This window comes from Amycolatopsis tolypomycina (assembly GCF_900105945.1).
Lineage (GTDB): Bacteria > Actinomycetota > Actinomycetes > Mycobacteriales > Pseudonocardiaceae > Amycolatopsis > Amycolatopsis tolypomycina.
On record NZ_FNSO01000004.1, the window covers coordinates 7,628,790 to 7,647,686 of the forward strand.

At 72.1% G+C, this 18,897-nt stretch carries 19 protein-coding genes; 9 read left to right on the forward strand and 10 right to left on the reverse strand.

The genetic code is table 11. The annotated features are described in order from the left end of the window. Positions 1-450, forward strand: coding sequence for a nitroreductase/quinone reductase family protein (locus BLW76_RS44865; RefSeq protein WP_091318513.1), 450 nt, complete (start codon positions 1-3; stop codon positions 448-450). Here BLW76_RS44865 and BLW76_RS44870 read toward each other — a convergent pair. Both BLW76_RS44870 and moaC read right to left on the reverse strand, forming a co-directional pair. Continuing rightward, positions 437-1,357: a molybdenum cofactor biosynthesis protein MoaE gene (locus tag BLW76_RS44870; protein WP_091318515.1), complete on the reverse strand. Its 921-nt coding sequence runs from the start codon at positions 1,355-1,357 to the stop codon at positions 437-439. The genes BLW76_RS44865 and BLW76_RS44870 overlap by 14 nt on opposite strands. Then, positions 1,354-1,824: a cyclic pyranopterin monophosphate synthase MoaC gene (gene moaC, locus BLW76_RS44875; protein WP_091318516.1), complete on the reverse strand. Its 471-nt coding sequence runs from the start codon at positions 1,822-1,824 to the stop codon at positions 1,354-1,356. Before moaC ends, BLW76_RS44870 begins: the two co-directional genes overlap by 4 nt. 80 nt (positions 1,825-1,904) lie before the next feature. On the opposite strand from moaC, the gene BLW76_RS44880 reads away from it, so the two are divergent. Continuing rightward, positions 1,905-2,171 carry a type II toxin-antitoxin system Phd/YefM family antitoxin gene (locus BLW76_RS44880; RefSeq protein WP_091318518.1) on the forward strand — a complete coding sequence of 89 codons (267 nt, stop codon included), beginning with the start codon at positions 1,905-1,907 and terminating at the stop codon, positions 2,169-2,171. After that, complete coding sequence (locus BLW76_RS44885; RefSeq protein ID WP_091318519.1) at positions 2,159-2,569, forward strand: PIN domain-containing protein; 411 nt, start codon at positions 2,159-2,161, stop codon at positions 2,567-2,569. The genes BLW76_RS44880 and BLW76_RS44885 overlap by 13 nt, the downstream gene beginning before the upstream one ends. 249 nt (positions 2,570-2,818) lie before the next feature. Here the strand turns inward: BLW76_RS44885 and BLW76_RS44890 are convergent, their stop codons facing one another. Both BLW76_RS44890 and BLW76_RS44895 read right to left on the reverse strand, forming a co-directional pair. Continuing rightward, positions 2,819-4,207 carry an NAD-dependent malic enzyme gene (locus BLW76_RS44890; protein ID WP_091318520.1) on the reverse strand — a complete coding sequence of 463 codons (1,389 nt, stop codon included), beginning with the start codon at positions 4,205-4,207 and terminating at the stop codon, positions 2,819-2,821. 107 nt (positions 4,208-4,314) lie between these two features. Continuing rightward, entirely contained in the window at positions 4,315-4,494 is a 180-nt protein-coding gene (locus tag BLW76_RS44895; RefSeq protein WP_091318522.1) for a hypothetical protein, read from the reverse strand. 89 nt (positions 4,495-4,583) lie between these two features. Between BLW76_RS44895 and BLW76_RS44900 the strand changes: the two genes are divergently transcribed. Then, on the forward strand, positions 4,584-6,821 hold the full coding sequence (locus BLW76_RS44900) for a helicase-associated domain-containing protein (protein WP_091318523.1): 2,238 nt from the start codon (positions 4,584-4,586) through the stop codon (positions 6,819-6,821). Between the two features lie 56 nt (positions 6,822-6,877). After that, positions 6,878-7,456 carry a hypothetical protein gene (locus BLW76_RS44905; protein ID WP_244170618.1) on the forward strand — a complete coding sequence of 193 codons (579 nt, stop codon included), beginning with the start codon at positions 6,878-6,880 and terminating at the stop codon, positions 7,454-7,456. Here the strand turns inward: BLW76_RS44905 and BLW76_RS44910 are convergent. From BLW76_RS44910 to BLW76_RS44935, 6 genes are all read right to left on the reverse strand, one after another. Continuing rightward, positions 7,453-8,787, reverse strand: coding sequence for a DUF742 domain-containing protein (locus tag BLW76_RS44910; protein WP_091318526.1), 1,335 nt, complete (start codon positions 8,785-8,787; stop codon positions 7,453-7,455). The genes BLW76_RS44905 and BLW76_RS44910 overlap by 4 nt on opposite strands. 6 nt (positions 8,788-8,793) lie before the next feature. Further along, the gene (locus BLW76_RS44915; protein WP_003085368.1) at positions 8,794-9,210 is read right to left on the reverse strand and encodes a roadblock/LC7 domain-containing protein; all 417 of its coding nucleotides are present in this window, start codon (positions 9,208-9,210) and stop codon (positions 8,794-8,796) included. 366 nt (positions 9,211-9,576) lie between these two features. After that, positions 9,577-10,185 (reverse strand): GTP-binding protein, encoded by a 609-nt coding sequence (locus BLW76_RS44920; RefSeq protein ID WP_003085371.1) that lies wholly within the window; start codon positions 10,183-10,185, stop codon positions 9,577-9,579. Then, a complete protein-coding gene (locus BLW76_RS44925) occupies positions 10,166-10,945 on the reverse strand; it encodes a DUF742 domain-containing protein (RefSeq protein ID WP_091320666.1) in 780 nt (259 codons plus the stop codon). The genes BLW76_RS44920 and BLW76_RS44925 overlap by 20 nt, the downstream gene beginning before the upstream one ends. A 25-nt stretch (positions 10,946-10,970) precedes the next feature. Then, positions 10,971-11,432, reverse strand: coding sequence for a roadblock/LC7 domain-containing protein (locus BLW76_RS44930; protein WP_091318528.1), 462 nt, complete (start codon positions 11,430-11,432; stop codon positions 10,971-10,973). Positions 11,433-11,452: 20 nt separating this feature from the next. Then, complete coding sequence (locus tag BLW76_RS44935) at positions 11,453-14,611, reverse strand: sensor histidine kinase (protein WP_091318529.1); 3,159 nt, start codon at positions 14,609-14,611, stop codon at positions 11,453-11,455. A 743-nt stretch (positions 14,612-15,354) separates the two neighbouring features. On the opposite strand from BLW76_RS44935, the gene BLW76_RS44940 reads away from it, so the two are divergent. From BLW76_RS44940 to BLW76_RS44955, 4 genes are read left to right on the forward strand one after another with little or no spacing between them, the layout of a single operon-like run. Beyond that, the gene (locus tag BLW76_RS44940) at positions 15,355-16,362 is read left to right on the forward strand and encodes an ABC transporter substrate-binding protein (protein WP_167384939.1); all 1,008 of its coding nucleotides are present in this window, start codon (positions 15,355-15,357) and stop codon (positions 16,360-16,362) included. Between the two features lie 10 nt (positions 16,363-16,372). Continuing rightward, positions 16,373-17,143, forward strand: coding sequence for an ABC transporter permease (locus tag BLW76_RS44945; RefSeq protein ID WP_091318532.1), 771 nt, complete (start codon positions 16,373-16,375; stop codon positions 17,141-17,143). Continuing rightward, a complete protein-coding gene (locus tag BLW76_RS44950; RefSeq protein ID WP_091318534.1) occupies positions 17,140-17,973 on the forward strand; it encodes an ABC transporter permease in 834 nt (277 codons plus the stop codon). Before BLW76_RS44945 ends, BLW76_RS44950 begins: the two co-directional genes overlap by 4 nt. A 20-nt stretch (positions 17,974-17,993) precedes the next feature. Further along, the gene (locus BLW76_RS44955) at positions 17,994-18,854 is read left to right on the forward strand and encodes an ABC transporter ATP-binding protein (protein ID WP_091318535.1); all 861 of its coding nucleotides are present in this window, start codon (positions 17,994-17,996) and stop codon (positions 18,852-18,854) included. Positions 18,855-18,897: the final 43 nt, after the last annotated feature.

Genomic DNA, 18,897 nt, shown 5'->3' on the forward strand with positions numbered 1-18,897 from the left:
GTGCCGACCACTCGCCAGGCCCTGCCCCGCTGGCTCCGCCCCGCCAACCGCCTCGTGCGCCTCCTGACGCGCCTGGGCCTGCGGCTGGGCACCGTGCACGTCCTGACCGTCCCCGGCCGCCGCTCGGGCACGCCGCGGCCCACTCCGGTCTCCCCGCTGACCGTCGACGGCGAGCGGTACGTCATCGCCGGGCTGCCCGACGGCGACTGGGCGCGCAACGTCCGCGCCGCGGGCCGGGGCGAGCTCGCCTACGGCCGCCGGAGGCAGGCCGTGACGCTCACCGAGATCACCGATCCCGGCGTTCGCGCGCGGGTCATGCGCGCCTTCCCGCGCGAGGTGCCGCACGGGGTGCCGATGTTCGTCAAGCTCGGACTGGTCACCAGCGCCGATCCGGACGAGTTCGCCGCGGCCGCCGACCGGGTCGCGGTGTTCCGGATCACGGCGAGTTGACCCACTCGTCCGTGCCGTCGGTGAAGTGCTGGTGCTTCCAGACCGGCAGCCGCGCCTTGACCTCGTCGACCAGCTCCGAACACGCCGAGAACGCCTGCCCGCGGTGCTCCGCGGCCACGGCGCACGCCAGGGCGACGTCGCCGATCGTCAGCGCACCCAGCCGGTGGCTCACGGCCACCGCGCGGACACCGGCCCAGCGCGCCGACAGGTCCGCGACGACGTCGGCGATCACCTGGCCGGCGCTCGGGTGGCCCTCGTAGGTCAGGTCGCGGACGCCCTTGCCGCCGTCGTGGTCGCGGACCACGCCCGCGAACGTCACCACCGCGCCCGCCGCGTCGTCCTCGACCAGGCGGGCGTGCTCCTCGACCGACAGCGGCTCCTCGGTCACCAGCGCCCGCGCGACACGCACCGACGGCGCCGCTGCGGCCGGCCGCGGGTGGTCACCCCCGGCCAGCTGGTCGACGGCGTGCTCCAGGACGCCCTCCAGGACACCCAGGCCGTCCTTGACGCCGCCGCTGGAGCCCGGGAGGTTCACGACCAGGGTCCGGCCCGCCACGCCCGCCACACCGCGCGACAGCACCGCCGTCGGCACCTTCGGCAGGCCGGCCGCGCGGATCGCGTCCGCGACGCCCGGCAGCTCGTGGTCCAGGACCGCGCGGGTGACGTCCGGGGTGCGGTCGGTCGGCGAGATGCCGGTGCCGCCGGTGGTGAGCACCACGGCGACGCCGTCGGCCAGCGCGGCCCGCAGCGCGACGCCCACCGGGTCGCCGTCCTCGACGACGACCGGGGCCGGCACGTCGTAGCCGCGGTCCGCCAGCCAGGCGGCGATCACCGGGCCGGTCTTGTCCTCGTAGACGCCCTTCGCGGCGCGGTTGGACGCCACGATCACGCGCGCGGTGCGCTTCACGGCCGCTCCCAGGTTCCGGTCTTGCCGCCGTCCTTGCGGAGCAGGCGGACCTCGTCCAGCGTCGCCGCCGGGTCGACGGCCTTGATCATGTCGTGCAGCGTCAGCCCGGCGACGGCCACCGCGGTCAGCGCCTCCATCTCGACGCCGGTGACGTCGGTGGTCTTGGCCGTCGCGCGGATGCCGACCTCGGCCTCGCCGAGCGCGAACTCGACCTTGACCCCGGACAGCGCGATCTGGTGGCACAGCGGGATCAGCTCGGGGACGCGCTTGGCGCCCATGATCCCGGCGATCCGCGCGGTGGCGAGGGCGTCGCCCTTGGGGAGGCCGTCGGTGGCCAGCAGGCGGAGCACTTCGGCGGTGGTCCGCACGGTCCCGGCGGCGAGCGCGGTGCGCGCGGTGGCGGTCTTGCCGGAGACGTCGACCATCCGGGCGGCGCCGGTCTCGTCGACGTGGCTGAGTTCACTCACCAGCCGAGGCTACTTCCACCATCGGGGGACAACGCCGCGGCGGCCTGGTTCATAAGTTCGGAGTCTGATAATCTGAACTGGTGCTGGAACTGAGCGCTTCGGAAGCGTCCCGGTCGTTCTCCGCGGTACTCGACGAGGCGGAGAAGGGCGAAACGATCGTCGTCACCCGCAACGGCAGGCGGGTGGCGCTGATCGTGCCCGCACCGCGCGCGAACGGTGGCGAGGTGTGCGCGGTGTTCCACCGCTGGGCCGGAAAACTGGAGGTTGATGACGGGTTCGAGGAGAACGTGACGAAGGTCCGCGAGACGGCCTCGGCGGAGCTGGACGGTGACCCGTGGCGCGACTGATCCTCGACACCGGGATCCTCATCGACGCTGCCCGGCAACGGCTGCCGGCGGGCGCGATCGGCGACGAGGACGACGTTGCGGTGCCGGCACTGGCGATCACCGAGTACCGGGTGGGGCTGCTGCTCGACCCGAACCCGGCCCGTCAGGCGGCGCACAGCGCGTTCCTGGCCGAGTTCCTGGCGGTGACCCCGGTGGTGGACTACTCGGCGAGTGTCGTCGAGCACCACGCCGAACTGCTGGCCCACCTGCAGCGGACGGGCCAGGTCCGCGGCGCGCACGACCTGATCATCGCGGCCACCGCCCGGGCCACCGGCCGCACGCTGGTGACCACGGACGGCCGGGCCCGGTTCGAGGATCTGCCGGAGGTGGAGGTGAGGTTGCTGGAACGGGTTCGCTGAGGTTCAGCGCCGGCAGGGCCCACGGCGGCGAGGCCAGGGGCCAGGCCACGGCGGCGAGGCCTGGGGCGCGCCTCGGGAGGCAGGGCGGGCAGGGCCCCGCGGGCCGGCCAAATCGGCCGCGTTCCCTCCGGGTTGAGCGCTCGGCGAGCGCCGACTGCCGTCAGCCGGGGCCGGGCGCTCCAAAACCGCGGCGGCCGCACCCGTCGCCGGGAGGGCCGCCGCTGGAATCGATCCGCTACCGCCGGAAGCTCAGCGCTCCGCGAGCACGGCCTTCCGGACTGCGTCCGCGACCGCCGGCGCCACGGCGCTGTCGAACACGCTCGGCACGATGAACGACGCGTTCAGCTTGCCGTTGTCGACCACGTCCGCGATCGCGTCGGCCGCCGCCAGCAGCATCGTGTCGTCGATGTTGTGGGCGTGAGCGTCCAGCAAGCCGCGGAACACGCCCGGGAACGCCAGGACGTTGTTGATCTGGTTCGGGAAGTCGCTGCGGCCCGTCGCCACCACCGCGGCGTGCTTCTGGGCCTCCATCGGGTCGATCTCCGGGTCCGGGTTGGCCAGGGCGAAGACCACCGCGTCCTTGTTCATCGTCGCCACCTGCTCGGCGCCGAACAGGTTGGGGGCCGAGACGCCGATGAACACGTCCGCGCCCACCAGCGCCTCGTGCAAAGTGCCGCTGACCTGCTGCTTGTTCGTGTGGGACGCGATCCACGTCAGGTTGTCGTCGAGGTTGCCGCGGGCCGAGTGGACGATGCCGTCGATGTCCGCCGCGACGATGTCGGCCGGGTTCTTCTGCAGGATCAGGCGGATGATCGCCGAGCCGGCCGCGCCGACTCCGCTCACCACGATCTTGCAGTCCTCGATGCTCTTGCCCACCACGCGCAGGGCGTTGCGCAGGGCCGCGACGACCACGATCGCCGTGCCGTGCTGGTCGTCGTGGAACACCGGGATGTCCAGCTGCTCACGCAGGCGCTTCTCGATCTCGAAGCAGCGCGGTGCCGCGATGTCCTCCAGGTTGATGCCCGCGTACACCGGGGCGAGCGCCTTGGCGATCATGATGATCTCTTCGGTGTCCTGGGTGTCCAGGCACACCGGCCACGCGTCGACGTCGGCGAACTTCTTGAACAGCGCCGCCTTGCCCTCCATCACCGGCAGCGCGGCGGCCGGGCCGATGTTGCCAAGGCCGAGCACCGCGGAGCCGTCGGTGAGCACCGCGACGGTGTTGCGCTTGATGGTCAGCCGGCGGGCGTCCTCGGGGTTGGCGGCGATCGCCTGGCAGACGCGGGCCACGCCCGGGGTGTAGGCGCGGGAGAGGTCGTCACGGTTGCGGAGCGCGACCTTCGGCGTCACCTCGATCTTGCCGCCGAGGTGGATCAGGAACGTCCGGTCGGAGACCTTGCGCACCTTGACGCCGGGCAGCGAGTCCAGCGTCTGGGTGATGTCGTTCGCGTGGTTCTCCGACAGCGCGTTGGCGCTGATGTCGACCACGATCGAGTCGGAGTGGGACTCCACGACGTCGAACGCGGTCAGCACGCCGCCGACGCGGCCGACGGCGGCGGTCAGGTCACCGGCCGCCGTGACCGAGGCCGGGGCCTCCACCCGGACGGTGATCGAATATCCGGGACCGGGAACCGGCATGGCACTACCCCCGTGTGGTGGGAAGGGTGGGCTGGGACGGAAGGAAACCTACTCCCGTGACCGCCCTCACGAGGGGCCGATACCGGTACTGACCAGTAACTATGCGGTCAGCGGTTGATCTCGGTCTCCGGGTGCACGTAGGGCACCGTGTCGAGGGGGAAGGTGATGTCGCCGAACGGCGACAGCGCGCCCTGGCGGTCGGACGCGAGCTCGGTCACGGGGTGCTCGCCGTCCTCGCCCGGCCAGGTCGGGTCGATGCCCTTGTGCTTCTTCTCACCCTTGGCCACAACGTCCTCCACAGCCGTTCACGGTCTTACGCAGACAGTCTGCCTGAGACCGGGCAGCCTCTCGCAACCGCCCGGTATCCTGGTCGTCTATGCCCGCGACCTCTTTGGCGGACTGGCTGCGTGCGGAGTCCGACGACGCACTCGCCGAGCTGCTCCGCACGCGGCGCGACCTGTCCACGCCCCCGCCCTCCGACAGCACGGTGCTGGCCACCCGGGCCGGCACGCCGGGCTCGGTCGCGCGCGCCTGCGAGGACCTCGACACCTTCACCCTGGCCGTGCTCGAAGCGTGCCTGCTGGCCGGCGCGGACCGCGACCCGGTACCGGTCGAAGACGTCGCGAAGCTGGTCGGCACCGACATCACCGCGCCACTGGCGTGCCTGCGCGCGCGGGCGCTGACCTGGGGTCCCGACGACGCCCTGCGCGTGCCGCCCGCGGCCAGGGAGGCCCTCGGGCCGTTCCCGGCCGGGCTGGGCGCGTCTTCGCCGGCGCTGGCCGACGAAGACCTCGAAGCGCGGATCGCCGAGCTGTCCGACGACGAACGCGGCGTGCTGACCGCCCTCGCCGCCGGGCCGCCGATCGGCCGCACCCGCGACGCCGGGCTCGACCTCCCGCTCGACAAGGCCGCGACGCCGGTGCAGAAGCTGCTCGCCCGCGGCCTGCTGCTGCGGCGCGACGACCAGACCGTCGAACTGCCGCGCGAGCTCGGTGTCGCGGTGCGCGGCGGTGTGTTCGCACCGGGCGCGCTCACCGAGCCCGAGCTGCCGGTCCACCCGCACCGGCCGGCCACCCTGGACGAAGCCGCGGCCGGCGAGGCCATGGAGTTCCTGCGCCAGACCGAAGCCCTGCTGCGCGCGTGGTCGGCCGCCCCGCCGCCGGTGCTCAAGTCGGGCGGCCTCGGCGTGCGGGAGCTGAAGAAGCTCGCCAAGGACCTGGAGATCGACGACGCCCAGGCCATCCTGCTGGCCGAGCTGGCCGTGGGCGCCGGGCTCGTCGCCGACAGCGAGGCGACCGTGCCCGAATGGGTGCCGACGACTTTGACCGACTCGTGGCTCGCCTCCCCGACCGCGCAGCGGTGGATGACGCTCGCCCAGGCGTGGCTGGAGCTGCCGCGCCTGCCCGGCCTGGCCGGCGGCCGCGACGCCAAGGACAAGCCGATCGCGCCGCTGTCGGAGGACCTGCGCCGTCCGCTCGCCCCGGTCGCCCGGCGGCGGGTCCTCACCGCGCTGGCGGACCTGCCCCACGGCGCCGGCGTGAAGAGCGTCGACGAGCTCGTCGCGGTCCTGGCGTGGCGCGCGCCGAGGCGGGGCGGGCGGCTGCGGGACGAAACCGTCCGCTGGACGATGGCCGAAGCGAGCGCGCTGGGGATCGTCGGGCTCGGCGGCGTCACGACGGCGACGCGCGCGCTGCTCGCCGAAGACCGGCCTGGCGCGGTCGAGGCGATCCTGGACGCGCTGCCCGCACCGGTGGACCGCGTGCTGCTGCAGGCCGACCTGACGGTCGTCGCGCCGGGCCCCCTCGAACCGGAGCTGGCGGCGGAGATGGCTGCGGTCGCCGACGTCGAGTCGGCCGGGCACGCGACGGTCTACCGGATCACCGAGGGCTCGGTGCGGCGCGCGCTGGACACCGGCCGCACGGCCGACGAGCTGCACGCGCTGTTCAAGACGAAGTCGGCGACCCCGGTGCCGCAGGGGCTGAGCTACCTGATCGACGACGTCGCCCGGCGGCACGGACGGCTGCGCGGCGGGGTCGCGGCGGCGTTCCTGCGGTGCGACGACGAGGCGCTGCTGGCCGAGGTGCTGGCCCACCCGGTCGCGGCGGAGCACGCGCTGCGGCTGATCGCGCCGACGGTCGTGATCAGTCCCGACCCGCTGCACGAGGTCCTCGCCGCGCTGCGCGGGGCCGGGTTCGCGCCGGCGGCCGAGGGCCCGGACGGCCGGGTGGTCGACATCCGGCCCAGCGGCCGCCGCCTGCCGGCGAAGGCACGGGCGGCCCGCCGCAGCCCCGGCGAGCAGGCGGTGCTGACCGAAGACCAGGCCGTCCGGATCGTCTCCAACCTCCGGGCCGGCGACGCGGCCTCGGCGCGCCGCCGCGGTTCGGCCGTGCGGGCGCCGGTCGGCGGCGGCGCGGACACGTCGGCGACGCTCGAACTGCTGTCACGGGCGACGCTGGAGCGCCGTGAGGTGTGGATCGGGTTCGTGGACTCCCGCGGCACGGCGAGCCAGCGTGTCGTGCGGCCGGTGCGCGTCGGCGGCGGGGTCCTCGAGGGCGAGAACAACGAGCGCTACTCCCTCCACCGCATCACGTCCGCCGCGCTCGTCGAGGACTGACGCCGGATTCGGTGAATCCCCGCCGAACCGGCGCCGGCAGGTGGTAGGCCTGAACCATGAAGTGGGGAACGCGCGTGACCGCGGTGGCGGCGACGGTGCTGGCCGGGGCCGGGACAGTGGCTGCGGCCGGGCCGCCGGTCCACTCGACGTACCCGGTCACCGGGACCACGCACATCGCGAAGCCCGACGTCGACCTCGAGCTCGGGCCGGGCCGGTTCGACATGGACACGCTCATCGGGCCGTACACCTTCACCGGCACGTTCACGCTGCCGCCGGTGCACGTCAGCCGGCCGCTGCCGGGCGTCGGCCGGGTCAGCGGGACCGTCACGTTCGGCCCCGGCCACGCCGAGGGCTCGGTCTTCGGCGGCTTCTCCGGTTCGGCGACCTGGGCGGTGGCCCTTTCCGACCTCCGGGTCAACGGCCGGTCCTACGACGTCGGCCCGGACTGCGGCACGGCCGAGCCGCTGACGACCGAGCTCACGTCGGCGGACTTCGCCGAGGGCACGGGCGGCCGCCTCGAATCGACGTACGCGATCGGTGCCTTCGAGAACTGCGGCTCGGCGACGCCGCTGATCAACGCCGTCGTCCCGGGGCCGGGCAACACGTTGACCCTCGACCTCGCCGCGGCCGGTTAGAGGGCGCGCAGGCCGGCCAGGACGCGTTCCATGAACTCGCGGGACGACCGGTCGCCGAGGATCAGCTCGGTCTGGTGGATCAGCACCAGGCCGATGTCGGCCATGTCGCCGACCAGCACCTTGACCACGCCCAGCGGCAGCCGCAGGTGCGCGGCGATCTCGGCGACCGACCGGGTGTCCAGGCACAGGTCGCAGATCCGGCGGTGTTCGACCGAGCGGACCCCGCGGTAGCGGCGGCCGTCGTCGGACGTCGAGACGAGGGCCTCCAGCGCCAGGTTGTGGTCGGACCGGGTGCGGCCGCCGGTGCGGGTGTACGGGCGGACCCGCGAACCCGGCGAAGCGACGGGCACCGGGCTCGCCACGCGGGCGGGCTCGTGCCAGCCCGGGTCCTCCCACGGTTCCGGGTGCGGGACCCAGCGGGTCTCCGGGTCGGGCGGCGGCGTCCAGTCGGCGGGCGGCGGCGGGGCCCACGCGGGCGGGGGCGCGGCCTGCGCCCGCGACGGCGGCGCGGGCGGCCGCGAGATCGGCGGCCGGGGCGCGGGTGGCCGCGGGGCCGGCGGGTGCGGAACGGGCGGCCGCACACCCCGCGGCGGGGTCGGCGGCGCCCAGGCAGGCTCGAGCGGCGGGGGTTCGGGCTCGAAGGTCTCGCCGTCCTGCCACTCGGGCTCGACGGGGTCGTAACCGTCCTCGGCCACGACGGGTGAGTGCGGGGCCGAGTAGCCCAGCGGATCGGGCTCCGGCGCCCGCCTGCTCCGGCGGCCACCGGGCTCACGGCGGAAGTGCTCGTCGGCGGCGGGCTCGGGCGCGCGCCGGGCCGGGAAGGCCGCTTCGGCGGGCTCGGGCGCGCGCCGGGTGGGGAAGGCCGCGGGGTCCGGGCGGGCGTAAGGCTCGTCGGCGGGCTCGGGCGCGCGCCTGGCCAGGAAACCACCGGACCCAGGGCGCTCGAACGACTCGTCGGCGAACTCCGGCGACCGGCGAGCCGGGAAACCACCGGACCCAGGGCGCTCGAACGACTCGTCGGCGGACTCCCGCGCGCGCCGGCTCCGGCGGCCACCGGGCTCCGGCCGCGCGTACGACTCGTCCGCCACCTCCGGCGCCGGTGCCAGGCCGGCGTAATCCTCGTCTTCGGCCGAGGAACCCCACTCGCGGGTGTCCTCGTCCGTGTAGCCCTGCGCGTCCGGCTGCGGGCGGGCCGGCTTGCGCTTGGGCATGATCATCGACAGTGTCGACATGTCGAACTTGCTGGGCGAGTCGAAGCCCTCGCGCTCGGTGCCGCGGTGCAGTGCGTCCCAGCCGCTGGAGTCCGGATCGTCGAATCCCGAAATCCTCATCTCGCCCTACCCACGCACGCCGCCCTGCAGCTGCGCGCGCAGCTCCGGGGTGATCTGCTGGCCGACGCGCTCCACGAGCAGCGTCATCTCGTAGGCGACCGTGCCGATGTCGCACGTCGGGGCGGCCAGGACCGCCAGCGACGACCCGTCCGAAACGGACATCAAGAACAAGTAGCCGCGCTCCATCTCCACCACGGTCTGGTTGACGCCGCCCGCCTCGAAGCAGCGGGCCGCCCCGGCCGTCAGGCTGATCAGGCCGGACGCGACCGCCGACAGCTGTTCGGCACGTTCCTGCGGCAGCCCTTCCGACGGCGCCAGCAGCAAGCCGTCCGCGGACACCAGAACGGCGTGCGCGGCACCGGGTACCCGGCGCACGAAGTCCGTGATGAGCCAGCCGAATGTGCCCTGGCCGGAAGCGGTCACTCCTGCTCCTCCTTGCTCGTGCGGCGTCGCCCGCCGCACCCCGGAGCGCCCGGCACGGCCGGTCGGCGACGCCACGGTAAAGCGTATTCGCACCGCCGGTGCTGTCGAGCCCGCCACCGGCCGGCCGCTGCGCACCCTACGTGTGCACCCGGCCGAACTCCGCGGCCACCCGGGCTGCCTCCCCCATCCGGGGGACACGCCACGGCTCGCACCCGTGAAGCATCGGCGCAGGTCAGAACCAGTGCGGCACAAACTCCCAGCCCTGGACCGGCCCGCTGCTCCTCCGGACGGTGACGACACTCCCCGAAGTGGGTGAAGCACGCGGAGTTCACTCCAACGGCCGCATCCGGATCGGGGCGTCATCCGCTATCCCGCGCGCAACGCCGTATCGTGCGCGATCGCGTGCTGGACGACGGAGATCAGCACCTGCTTGGCGGACTCACGCTCGCGCGCGTCGCACGCCATGATCGGGACCGACGGCGCGATGGTGAGCGCGTGCCGGACGTCCTCGATCTGGTGGTGCAGCAGCCGGTCGAAGCAGTTGATCGCCACGACGTAGGGCAGCTTCCGGTTCTCGAAGAAGTCGATCGAGGGGAACGCGTCGGCGAGCCGCCGCGTGTCCACCAGCACGACCGCGCCGATGGCGCCGACCGCGAGGTCGTCCCACATGAACCAGAACCGGTGCTGACCAGGGGTACCGAACACGTACAGCACCAGGTCCGAGTCCAGCGAGATGCGCCCGAAGTCCATCGCCACGGTCGTGGTGGTCTTGTTGGGCGTGGCCGAGGTGTCGTCGTGCCCGACGCTGGCCTCGGTCATCATGGCCTCGGTGGTCAGCGGGTCGATCTCGGAGATCGCCCCGACCAGCGTTGTCTTCCCCGAACCGAACCCGCCGGCGACCACGATCTTGGCCGACGAGGTCGGACCCGTCACCTGCGGCGCGTTCGCGTCGGAGTCAAATTCTCCGAAGCCCACTGAGCACCCTTTCCATGAACTCGATACTCGGGCGGTCGCCCACGGTCGGGCTGCTGGAGTGCACCAGCACCAGCCCGAGGCCCGCCACGTCACCAATCAACACGCGCACCACGCCGAGCGGCAGGCGCAGCAGCGCCGCCACCTCGGCCACCGACCTGGTGTCGAGGCACAGGTCGCAGATCGACCGGTGCTCGGGCACCCGGACCCGGTCGAGCATCCGGCCCTGTTCGCTGGTCGAGATCAACGCCTCGATCGCCAGGTCGAGGGTCGCCTTCGTCCGGCCCCGGGTCCGGAAGTACGGCCGGACCAGGCCCGAGGTCTCCATCTCCGTCGCCGGCGGCTCGTCGACGTACTCCTGGCTGGCCTGCCGGGGCAGCGCCGCGGCGAACTCACCGGAGTCCGGTCCCGAGCCGAAGTCACGCTCGGTCGTGTACGCCGCGAAGTCGCGCGCGTCGTACAGCGGCCCGCTCGAACCGCCGAACAGCTCCGCGCCCGGACCGCCGAGGAGGCGGTCGCGGTACTCGGTGCCGCCGGCGATCGGCCGGAGCGGTTCCTGCCCGGCATTGCTGTCCGTCAGCCAGTTCGGCGGCTCCCGCACGGGGTCGCTGTCGGAGGCCTGTACCCGGCGCGCCCGCCACTCGCGGTCGACGCGGTCCCGGAACGACTGCCAGTCCTCGCGGCTTTCGTCCGATTGGTCGGACCACCCGCCGGAGAAGTCGTCACCGAGCCGCCCATCACCCCTCAAGCGCCCGTCGTCCACGGCTCTCTCCTCGGTTCCCAGGTCCTCAGCGGCGGACGGCCGCACCCTGCAGTTGCGCCCGCATCTCCGGAGTCAGCTGCTGGCCGACCCGCTCCACCAGCAGGGTCATCTCGTAGACGACCAGGCCGATGTCACTCTCCGGCGACCCCAGAACCGCCAGACACGAACCGTCGGAAACCGACATGAGGAAGAGGAAACCGTTGGCCATCTCGACCACGGTCTGCGCCACCGTGCCGCCCTCGAACACCTTGGCCGCGCCGCGCGCGAGGCTGGTCAGCCCCGACGCCACCGCCGCCAGCTGGTCCGCCCGGTCCTTCGGCAGGCCCCGTGAGGCCGCCAGGAGCAGGCCGTCGGCCGACACCACGACCGCGTGGGCCGCGCCGGGCACCCGGTGCACGAAATCCGTGATCAGCCAAGCGAAGCTGCCGGCATTGTTCGCCTTGGCATGCGCCTGCCCGTTCGGCTGCGCGGCGCCACCCGGCTGCATTGCACCCGCCCGTGTCACTTTCACTCCTCACTGCTGTCTGTGGTGTTGCCACGCCCCGGAACCCTGCTGCCTTGCAGTTGCTCTTCGGCCGGGAGTTCCTTCAAGGCGTGCCGTCCCGAGGTGTAGCCCCGTTGGAAGCTTGCCATCCGGCTTCGCGCCGCGGACGCCGAGCGGGTGATCGCACCCGTTCCGGGCATGCCCGCGGTGTTGTCCGCGAAACTGTTCTGGGGCGGCGCGTCCGCCGAAGGACTGCTGATCGACCCCGGCACCAGGTAGGCGTTCGGGACGCGCTTGGGCAGCCCGGCCGGGGTGATCTCCTCGTTCTTGGACTCCAGCAGCGACTGCGCCGCCTGCCAGCCGTCGTCGGACGCGCTGTGCCAGCCGTCGTCGGCCGGGAGGAGCGGGTGCCGGGTCGCCGCGGTCGGCTGCAGCTCGTCGCGGGACGGCTCGGCGGGCGCGGACGACGAGGCGGCGGGCACCGAAGGCTCCTCGGAGCCGGTGAGCGGCGGCAGGTTGGGGTCTTCGCCGTCGCCCTGCGGCGCCACCGGGTCGGCGGCCGAGTCATCGCCTTCACTGAACCAGCGTGACAGCACCGACTGGTAGATCGGCAACCGCCGGGTGGGTACATCGTCTTCGAGCGCCGACGAACCGACTTCGGGCGCGGGCGGCGGCGCCGGGGGCGGCTCCTCCGGCGGCACGAACTTCGGCTCGCGCTTGGGCAGCACCAGCGGCGCGAACTGCGTGTCCGCGGCCCGCGAGCTCGCCCCGTCACCGTTCGACGACGGCGCCAGCGGCGCCAGGTCCTCGGCGGTCGGCCAGGCCGGCGTCTCCGGCTTGGGCAGCTCCGGCGACAGGAACGGGCCCGCCGCGCGGCCGCCGCTGACCAGGTCGTCCAGGCTGATCGGCTGGTCGAGCGGCACCAGGCCGCCCTGGTTCGCCACGGGTTCGTGGGCCGGTGGCGGGGGCGCTGCCGGGGTCGGGTGCGACGGCGGCGGAGGCGTCTGCGCGAACGACTGCGTCTGGTCGAAGTCCGAACGCGCGGCCGGGATCGGCGGGATGCTCGGCATCGACATCGACGTCTCGGACCGGTTCGCCGGCGGCGGCGTCTGCCGCTGCATGCCCGGGCGGAGCTGGGTGAGCAGCTCGGCCGGGACGACGACCCGGGCGATCACGCCACCCTCGATGTCCTCGTTCTCGCGCAGCCGGACCTCGATGCCGTGGCGCTTGGCCAGCCGCGAGACCACGTACAGACCCATTCGCCGGGTCACCGACACGTCCAGGTCCGGCGGGTCGGCCAGGCGCGCGTTGACCTCGGCCAGCCGCTCCTCGCTCATGCCGACACCGTGGTCGGTGACCTGGATGGCGAGCGCCTTGCGGCGGGTCACCACGGCCCGCACGATGACCTTCGTCTCCGGCTCGGAGAAGTAGGTCGCGTTGTCGAGCAGCTCGGCGAGGACGTGCACGAGGTCGTGGATCGCCAAGCCCTGGACAGCGACGTCGGGCACGATGCCGACCTCGATCCGGGCGTACTGCTCGATCTCGGACACCGCGGCGCCGATGACGTCGGCGGCGGGCACCGGCTTGGGCACGGACTTCGCGAGGCCAGCGCCGGAGAGCACAAGCAGGGACTCACCGTTGCGCCGCAGCCGCGTCGCGAGGTGGTCGAGCTCGAACAGGCTGGCCAAGTGGTCCGGGTCCTGCTCGTCGGCCTCGAGCCGGTCGATGACGCCGAGCTGGCGTTCCACCAGCCGCTGCGACCGGCGGGACAGGTTCACGAAGATGCCGTTGACGTTCTCGCGCAGGAGGGCCTGCTCGGCGGCCATCTTGACGGCCTGTTCGTGGACGATGTCGAACGACCGCGCGACCTCGCCGATCTCGTCGCGGGAGGTGACGGGCACCGGCTGGACGGCCCGCTTGGAGGCGCCGACCGGGTCCGGGTCGTCCAGGATCGCCTGCACGGTCTCCGGCAGCCGGGTGTAGGCGACGTCCAGCGCGCTCTTCCGCAGCACCCGCAGCGGGCGCAGCATCAGGCGCGCGACGATGAGCATCAGCGCGACCGCCAGCGCCAGCGCGGCGAGCACCACGGCACCGCCGATCCACGCCGAGTTGACCGCCGCCGTGGCGAGGTCGTCGGCGCGGGCCTTGAGCTGGGCCAGCAGGTTCGACTCGACCGCGTGCAGCTTGTCGGCCGACACCTTGCTGTCCTGGCCGAGCGCGGTCGTGTCGATGTTCGGCGGGTCACCCAGCTGGGCGAAGGAGAACGCCGAGGTCAGGATCCGGCGGCGGTCGTCGACCTCCGGGCCGGAGTAGGTGTCGTTGTAGAGCTGGCGCTGGTCGTCGTCGGCGTTCGCGAGGAAGGCCGCGACGGAGGCGTCCGCACTGGACGCCGAAGCGCGCGTCTGGTCGAGCAGGTCGCCGGGGAAGCTGCCGCGGAACGCGGCGATCTGCAGCTCGGCGTCGGAGCGGGTGGTGAACTCCTTGGCCTCGCTGATCGCCTGCGTGCTCGTGCCGAGGCGCAGCACGTCCCGGTCGGTGACCGCGGTGGTCACCTCGCGGCCGAGCTCGATGAGCGAGTCGAGGATGCCCGAGTAGGCGGTGAGCACCGTGACGTCGGGCAGGCTGTTCTGGGTGTTGAACGCCGCGCGCAGCGGGCGCAGGGCGTCGAGGCGCTGGAGACCGCGGGTGTAGCGGTCCTTGGTCGCCTGGTCGTCGTAGTCGAGGGTGTTCGCCGCGCCTCGCAGGTCGGCGACCTCGCGGTCGACCTTGGCGATCTGGGCGTCGAGCCCGGTCTGCAGCAGCGAGTTGCCCGACGAGATCCGGGCGACGGCCAGCGAGCGCTCGTTCTGCAGCTCGTGCACGACCGTGGTCACCTTGACGGCGAACGCCACCTGGTCGGCGGTGCGCTGGAACTCGGCCGCCTCGCGGGCGTCGTCGATCACGCGCACCGCGCCCAGCGCGAGCGCCGTCAGCGTCGGGATGATCAGGACCGCGGCCAGCTTGGACCGCAGCCGCCAGTCGCGCATGCCGGAGAACAGCCCGGCCTTCCGGCCCGGATCCGCTCCGGGCGACTGCGCGGGGGCCCCTCCCACCCCCGCGGCGTCTTCGTTCGGCACCGCCGCTCCACCATCATCGTTCGTGCTCGGGAAACCCTGGTCGGTCCAGCGCCCGCCAGGGCGCATCGCGTTCTCCTCAGCCACTCGTCTGCACGCTCCCGGCGATCCGGCGCTCCGGCCCATCGGAAGGAGCCCAGCGCAAGACGCTACCCGTACGGGTGAAAAGATCGTCTCCAGTGTCCGCACTGGAGGTTCCTGAACCCCGTCCGGCCGGACGGAATCGGTTCAGCTCGAGCATCACGGTCGGGTCCCTGCGCTGGTCCTGCATCGGTCTGTTGGTCAGGCCTAACCCACCGGCACGGCGGCTGCGCCCGGCCAGGCAGTGGTCTGTGCGGGGAAGATTCTCTCAGGAAAAGCACAGTATGTGCTGGTACACCGAAGTGTGCTGGGACACCGAAGTGGATCGTCTTGATCGGCCATCCAGGCACTCTCTCTCACTACATCGGAGGTTGATACCTCCCCGCAGGTGCAGAGGGTAGCGAACGGCAAGGGAAGATGTAACCCTCCCGACAGGACCCGCTCAATCTTGCACAGCGTTCGCTCAGCTGACGCACAGCTTGCCATCGCTCTTTCAGGAACCTCCCCCTACGCTGGGTGAACGCCTACGGCGAGTGGAGCAGTGGGTCTAGACCAGAGGCCGAAAGAGTGATGTGCGCCACTCGGTCAGGTAGTGATTCCACCCATTGTGAGCAAGCTGTCACGTTCTCTACAGTGGCCCGGGTGGTTCCGAGAATGAGTCACGCACTTCCATCGGAATCGGTTCCCCAACCATCCCTTTCTTCAAGGAGCAGGCCTTGCTTGGAAACGCCATGAGCAGTGGCCGGGTTCGCACTCGCCGCGCCGCGCTCGGGCTCGCCCTCACCGTCGCAGCCGCCACGGCCCTCACCGGCTGCAGTGCGCTCGGCTCGGACAGCTCGAACGCCTCGTCGAACGGAGGCGGCCTGGAGAAGTCGAAGATCAAGGTCTCCATCATGCCCACCACGGACCTCGGTCCCTTCTGGCTGGCGCAGGACGGTGGCTACTTCAAGGCCGAGGGGCTCGAGGTCGAGCAGATCGTGGCCAAGAGCGGCCAGGAGTCGATGCAGAAGGCGATCTCCGGCGAGGCCGACATCGCCCTCTCGACCTACACGCCGTTCTTCGTCGCCAAGAGCAAGGGCGCCGCGGACATCTCGCTGGTCGCCGACGGCACGTCGGTGAACGCGAAGAGCAACGCGATCGTCACGGTGCCGAACTCGACGGTGAAGACGATCAACGACCTGGCCGGCAAGCGGATCGCGATCACGGCCATGAACACCGCGTCCGACATCCTGACCAAGTCGGTCATGAAGGACCACGGCGTCGACTTCAGCACGGTCAAGTGGACCCTGATCCCGCTGCCGAACATGGCGGCGGCGCTGAAGGACAACCAGGTCGACGCGGCCTACATGCCGGAGCCGATGCTCACCCAGGCGGCCAAGACCGTCGGTGCGACGCCGGTCATCGACATCAACACCGGCGCCAGCCAGGACTTCCCGCTGACCGGTTACGGCGCGGCGACGAAGTGGGTGCAGGCGAACCCGAAGACCCTCGCGGCCTTCCAGCGGGCGATGAAGAAGGCCACCAGCGACGCGATCAACGACCGCTCGAAGGTCGAACCGCTGCTGGTCAAGTACGCGAAGATCGACGAAGACACGGCCAAGCTGCTCACCCTGCCCGGCTACGGCTCCGTCCTGGACGCCCGGCGCCTGCAGCGGGTGCCCGACCTGCTCCTGCAGATGGGCGTCATCACCAGCAAGGTCGACGCCGCGCCGATGATCGCCCCGCAGGCGACCAGCTGACCCGCTCACCGTGAAGAAACTGCTCCGCGGCCTGGCCGGCCTGGTCGGCTTCCTCCTGCTCTGGGAGGTTGTCGTCCAGGTCGGCCTGGTCAGTGAAACGTTCACCCCGCCGCCGAGCGTCGTGCTGGTCACCGTCTGGGACCTGCTCGGCGATCCCGCGTTCGTCCGGGACATCGTCGCGACGATGCTGGCCTGGCTGATCGCCATCGCCGTCGCGATCGTGATCGGCGTGCCCGCCGGCCTCCTGCTCGGCAGCGTGCCGGCCTTGCGCACGGCCACCGCCGCGATCGTGGAGTTCCTCCGGCCGATCCCGATCACCGCACTGGTTCCCCTGGTGCTGCTGGTGATCGGCTCCGGTCCGGAAGCGAAGATCACCCTCGCCGTCTACGCCTCGCTGTGGCCGATCATGTTCAACACGATCTACGGCATGAGCGAGATCGACCCGGTGCTGATGGAGACCGCCCGGGCGTGCGGGACCAGCCGGTTCCGCATCCTGTCGTCGGTCGCGCTGCCGCAGACCGCGCCGTTCGTCTTCACCGGCGTCCGGCTGTCCGCGACCATCGCGCTGATCGCCGTCGTGAGCGTCGAGTTCCTGGCCGGTTCCCAGCTCGGGCTCGGCAGCTTCATCATCGTCGCCAGCACCGGTTCGATCCGGTTCGACCTGGTGCTGGCCGGCACGGTCGTCGCCGGGACGCTGGGCTACCTGATCAACGAGGGGCTCGAACAGCTCGGCAAGCGGCTGTTCAAGTGGAGCACCGTGGACCGGGAGGCGATCGCGTGACGGCGGCAACCCTTTCCGGCCGGGTCGGCAGGCGCGCCGCGCGCGGTGCCGCCACGGTCCTGCGCAACTGGCTGCTGTTCGCGATCCTCGTGGTCGGCTGGGAGTTCGCCGCCCGGGCCGGCGGCAGCAAGTTCTTCCCGCCGCCGACGGAGATCGCGGTCACCGCGGCGAAGCTGTGGTTCACCGGGCCGGCGTCACACCTGTTCCTCACCGACGCCGTGTTCGACAACGTGTTCCCCAGCCTGGGCCGGACGCTCGGCGGCTGGGCGGTGGCCGCGATCGTCGGCATCGTCCTCGGCGTGCTGCTCGGCCGGTCGGCGACGGCGATGGACTACGTCGGCCCGCTGTTCGCGTTCTTCCGCTCGATCCCGCCGCCGACGCTGATCCCGGTGTTCGCGGTGCTGTTCGGGCTGAGCTCGGGCATGCAGATCGGGTCGATCGTCTTCGGCGTGATCTGGCCGGTGCTGCTCAACGCGGTCGACGGCGTCCGCTCGGTCGACCAGGTGAAGGTGGAGACGGCGCGGTCGTTCCGCACGCCCAAGGCGTACTGGCTCGGCATGGTCGTGCTGCCGGCGGCGGCTCCGAAGATCTTCGCCGGGCTGCGGGTCAGCCTGTCGATCTCGCTGCTGCTGATGGTGGTCTCCGAGCTCGTCGGCGCGTACAACGGCATCGGCCGGTCGCTGCTGAACGCCCAGCAGGACTTCGAATTCCCGACCATGTGGTCGTGGCTGGTGCTGCTGGGCATCCTCGGCTACGTCTTCAACACGATCTTCCTGGCCGCGGAGCGGCGGGTGCTGGCCTGGCAGCCGGCCCGCCTCGGCCGCGACTGACGCTGCGAAAGGCCTCTCCCATGTCCACCATGCTCGAAGTGTCCGGCCTCAGCCACACCTACGGCGCCGGCGCGAAGGCGCACACCGCGGTGAACAACCTTTCGTTCACCGTCGAAGCCGGACAGCTGGCCAGCATCGTCGGCCCGTCGGGCTGCGGGAAGTCGACGCTGCTGCGCTGCATCGCCGGGCTGACGCCGCCGACCGACGGCACGGTCAGCCTGCACGGCGACCGCGTCGCCGGCGTCCCGGACGACCTCGCCGTCGTGTTCCAGGACTACAGCCGGTCGCTGTTCCCGTGGCTTTCGGTGCAGAAGAACGTCGAGTTCCCGTTGCGGTGGCGGCCGATCTCCCGCGCGGAACGCCGGGCGCGCGCGGCCGAGGCGCTCGAGCAGGTCGGCCTGTCCGGCGTCGGCGGCAAGTACCCGTGGCAGCTGTCCGGCGGCATGCAGCAGCGGGTGTCGATCGCCCGCGCGCTGGCCAGCCGCCCGGCGCTGCTGCTGATGGACGAGCCGTTCGCGTCGGTCGACGCGCAGACGCGCTTCGAGCTCGAGGACCTGACCCGGCGCGTGCAGCGCGAGCAGGGCAGCACGATCCTGGTCGTCACCCACGACATCGACGAGAGCGTCTACCTGTCCGACCGGGTGCTGGTGCTGTCGAAGTCGCCGGCGTCGATCGTGGCGGACCTGCCGGTGCCGCTGCCCGCCGCCCGGGACCAGATCACCACGCGCGAGTCGGCGGAGTTCGTGACCCTGCGCGGCGAAGTGGCCCGGCTGCTGCACGGCGGCACGCCGGCCGAGGCCGTCACGGCCGCGTCCGACGCCGCGGAGTGGGAGCTGGCCGAGCAGACTTCGGACGTCCGGGAAAGCAAGACCCGCAGCTGACCGCCGGTGGTCCACAGTGGATGTCCACTGTGGACCACGGCGG

What these genes read in the sequence shown, in the direction of transcription:
- BLW76_RS44890 (WP_091318520.1), bottom strand. Translation starts at nt 4,207, where the DNA reads ATGCCGGTTCCCGGTCCCGGATATTCGATCACCGTCCGGGTGGAGGCC.
- BLW76_RS44900 (WP_091318523.1), top strand. Translation starts at nt 4,584, where the DNA reads ATGCCCGCGACCTCTTTGGCGGACTGGCTGCGTGCGGAGTCCGACGAC.
- BLW76_RS44905 (WP_244170618.1), top strand. Translation starts at nt 6,878, where the DNA reads ATGAAGTGGGGAACGCGCGTGACCGCGGTGGCGGCGACGGTGCTGGCC.
- BLW76_RS44910 (WP_091318526.1), bottom strand. Translation starts at nt 8,787, where the DNA reads ATGAGGATTTCGGGATTCGACGATCCGGACTCCAGCGGCTGGGACGCA.
- BLW76_RS44930 (WP_091318528.1), bottom strand. Translation starts at nt 11,432, where the DNA reads ATGCAGCCGGGTGGCGCCGCGCAGCCGAACGGGCAGGCGCATGCCAAG.
- BLW76_RS44935 (WP_091318529.1), bottom strand. Translation starts at nt 14,611, where the DNA reads ATGCGCCCTGGCGGGCGCTGGACCGACCAGGGTTTCCCGAGCACGAAC.
- BLW76_RS44940 (WP_167384939.1), top strand. Translation starts at nt 15,355, where the DNA reads ATGAGCAGTGGCCGGGTTCGCACTCGCCGCGCCGCGCTCGGGCTCGCC.
- BLW76_RS44955 (WP_091318535.1), top strand. Translation starts at nt 17,994, where the DNA reads ATGTCCACCATGCTCGAAGTGTCCGGCCTCAGCCACACCTACGGCGCC.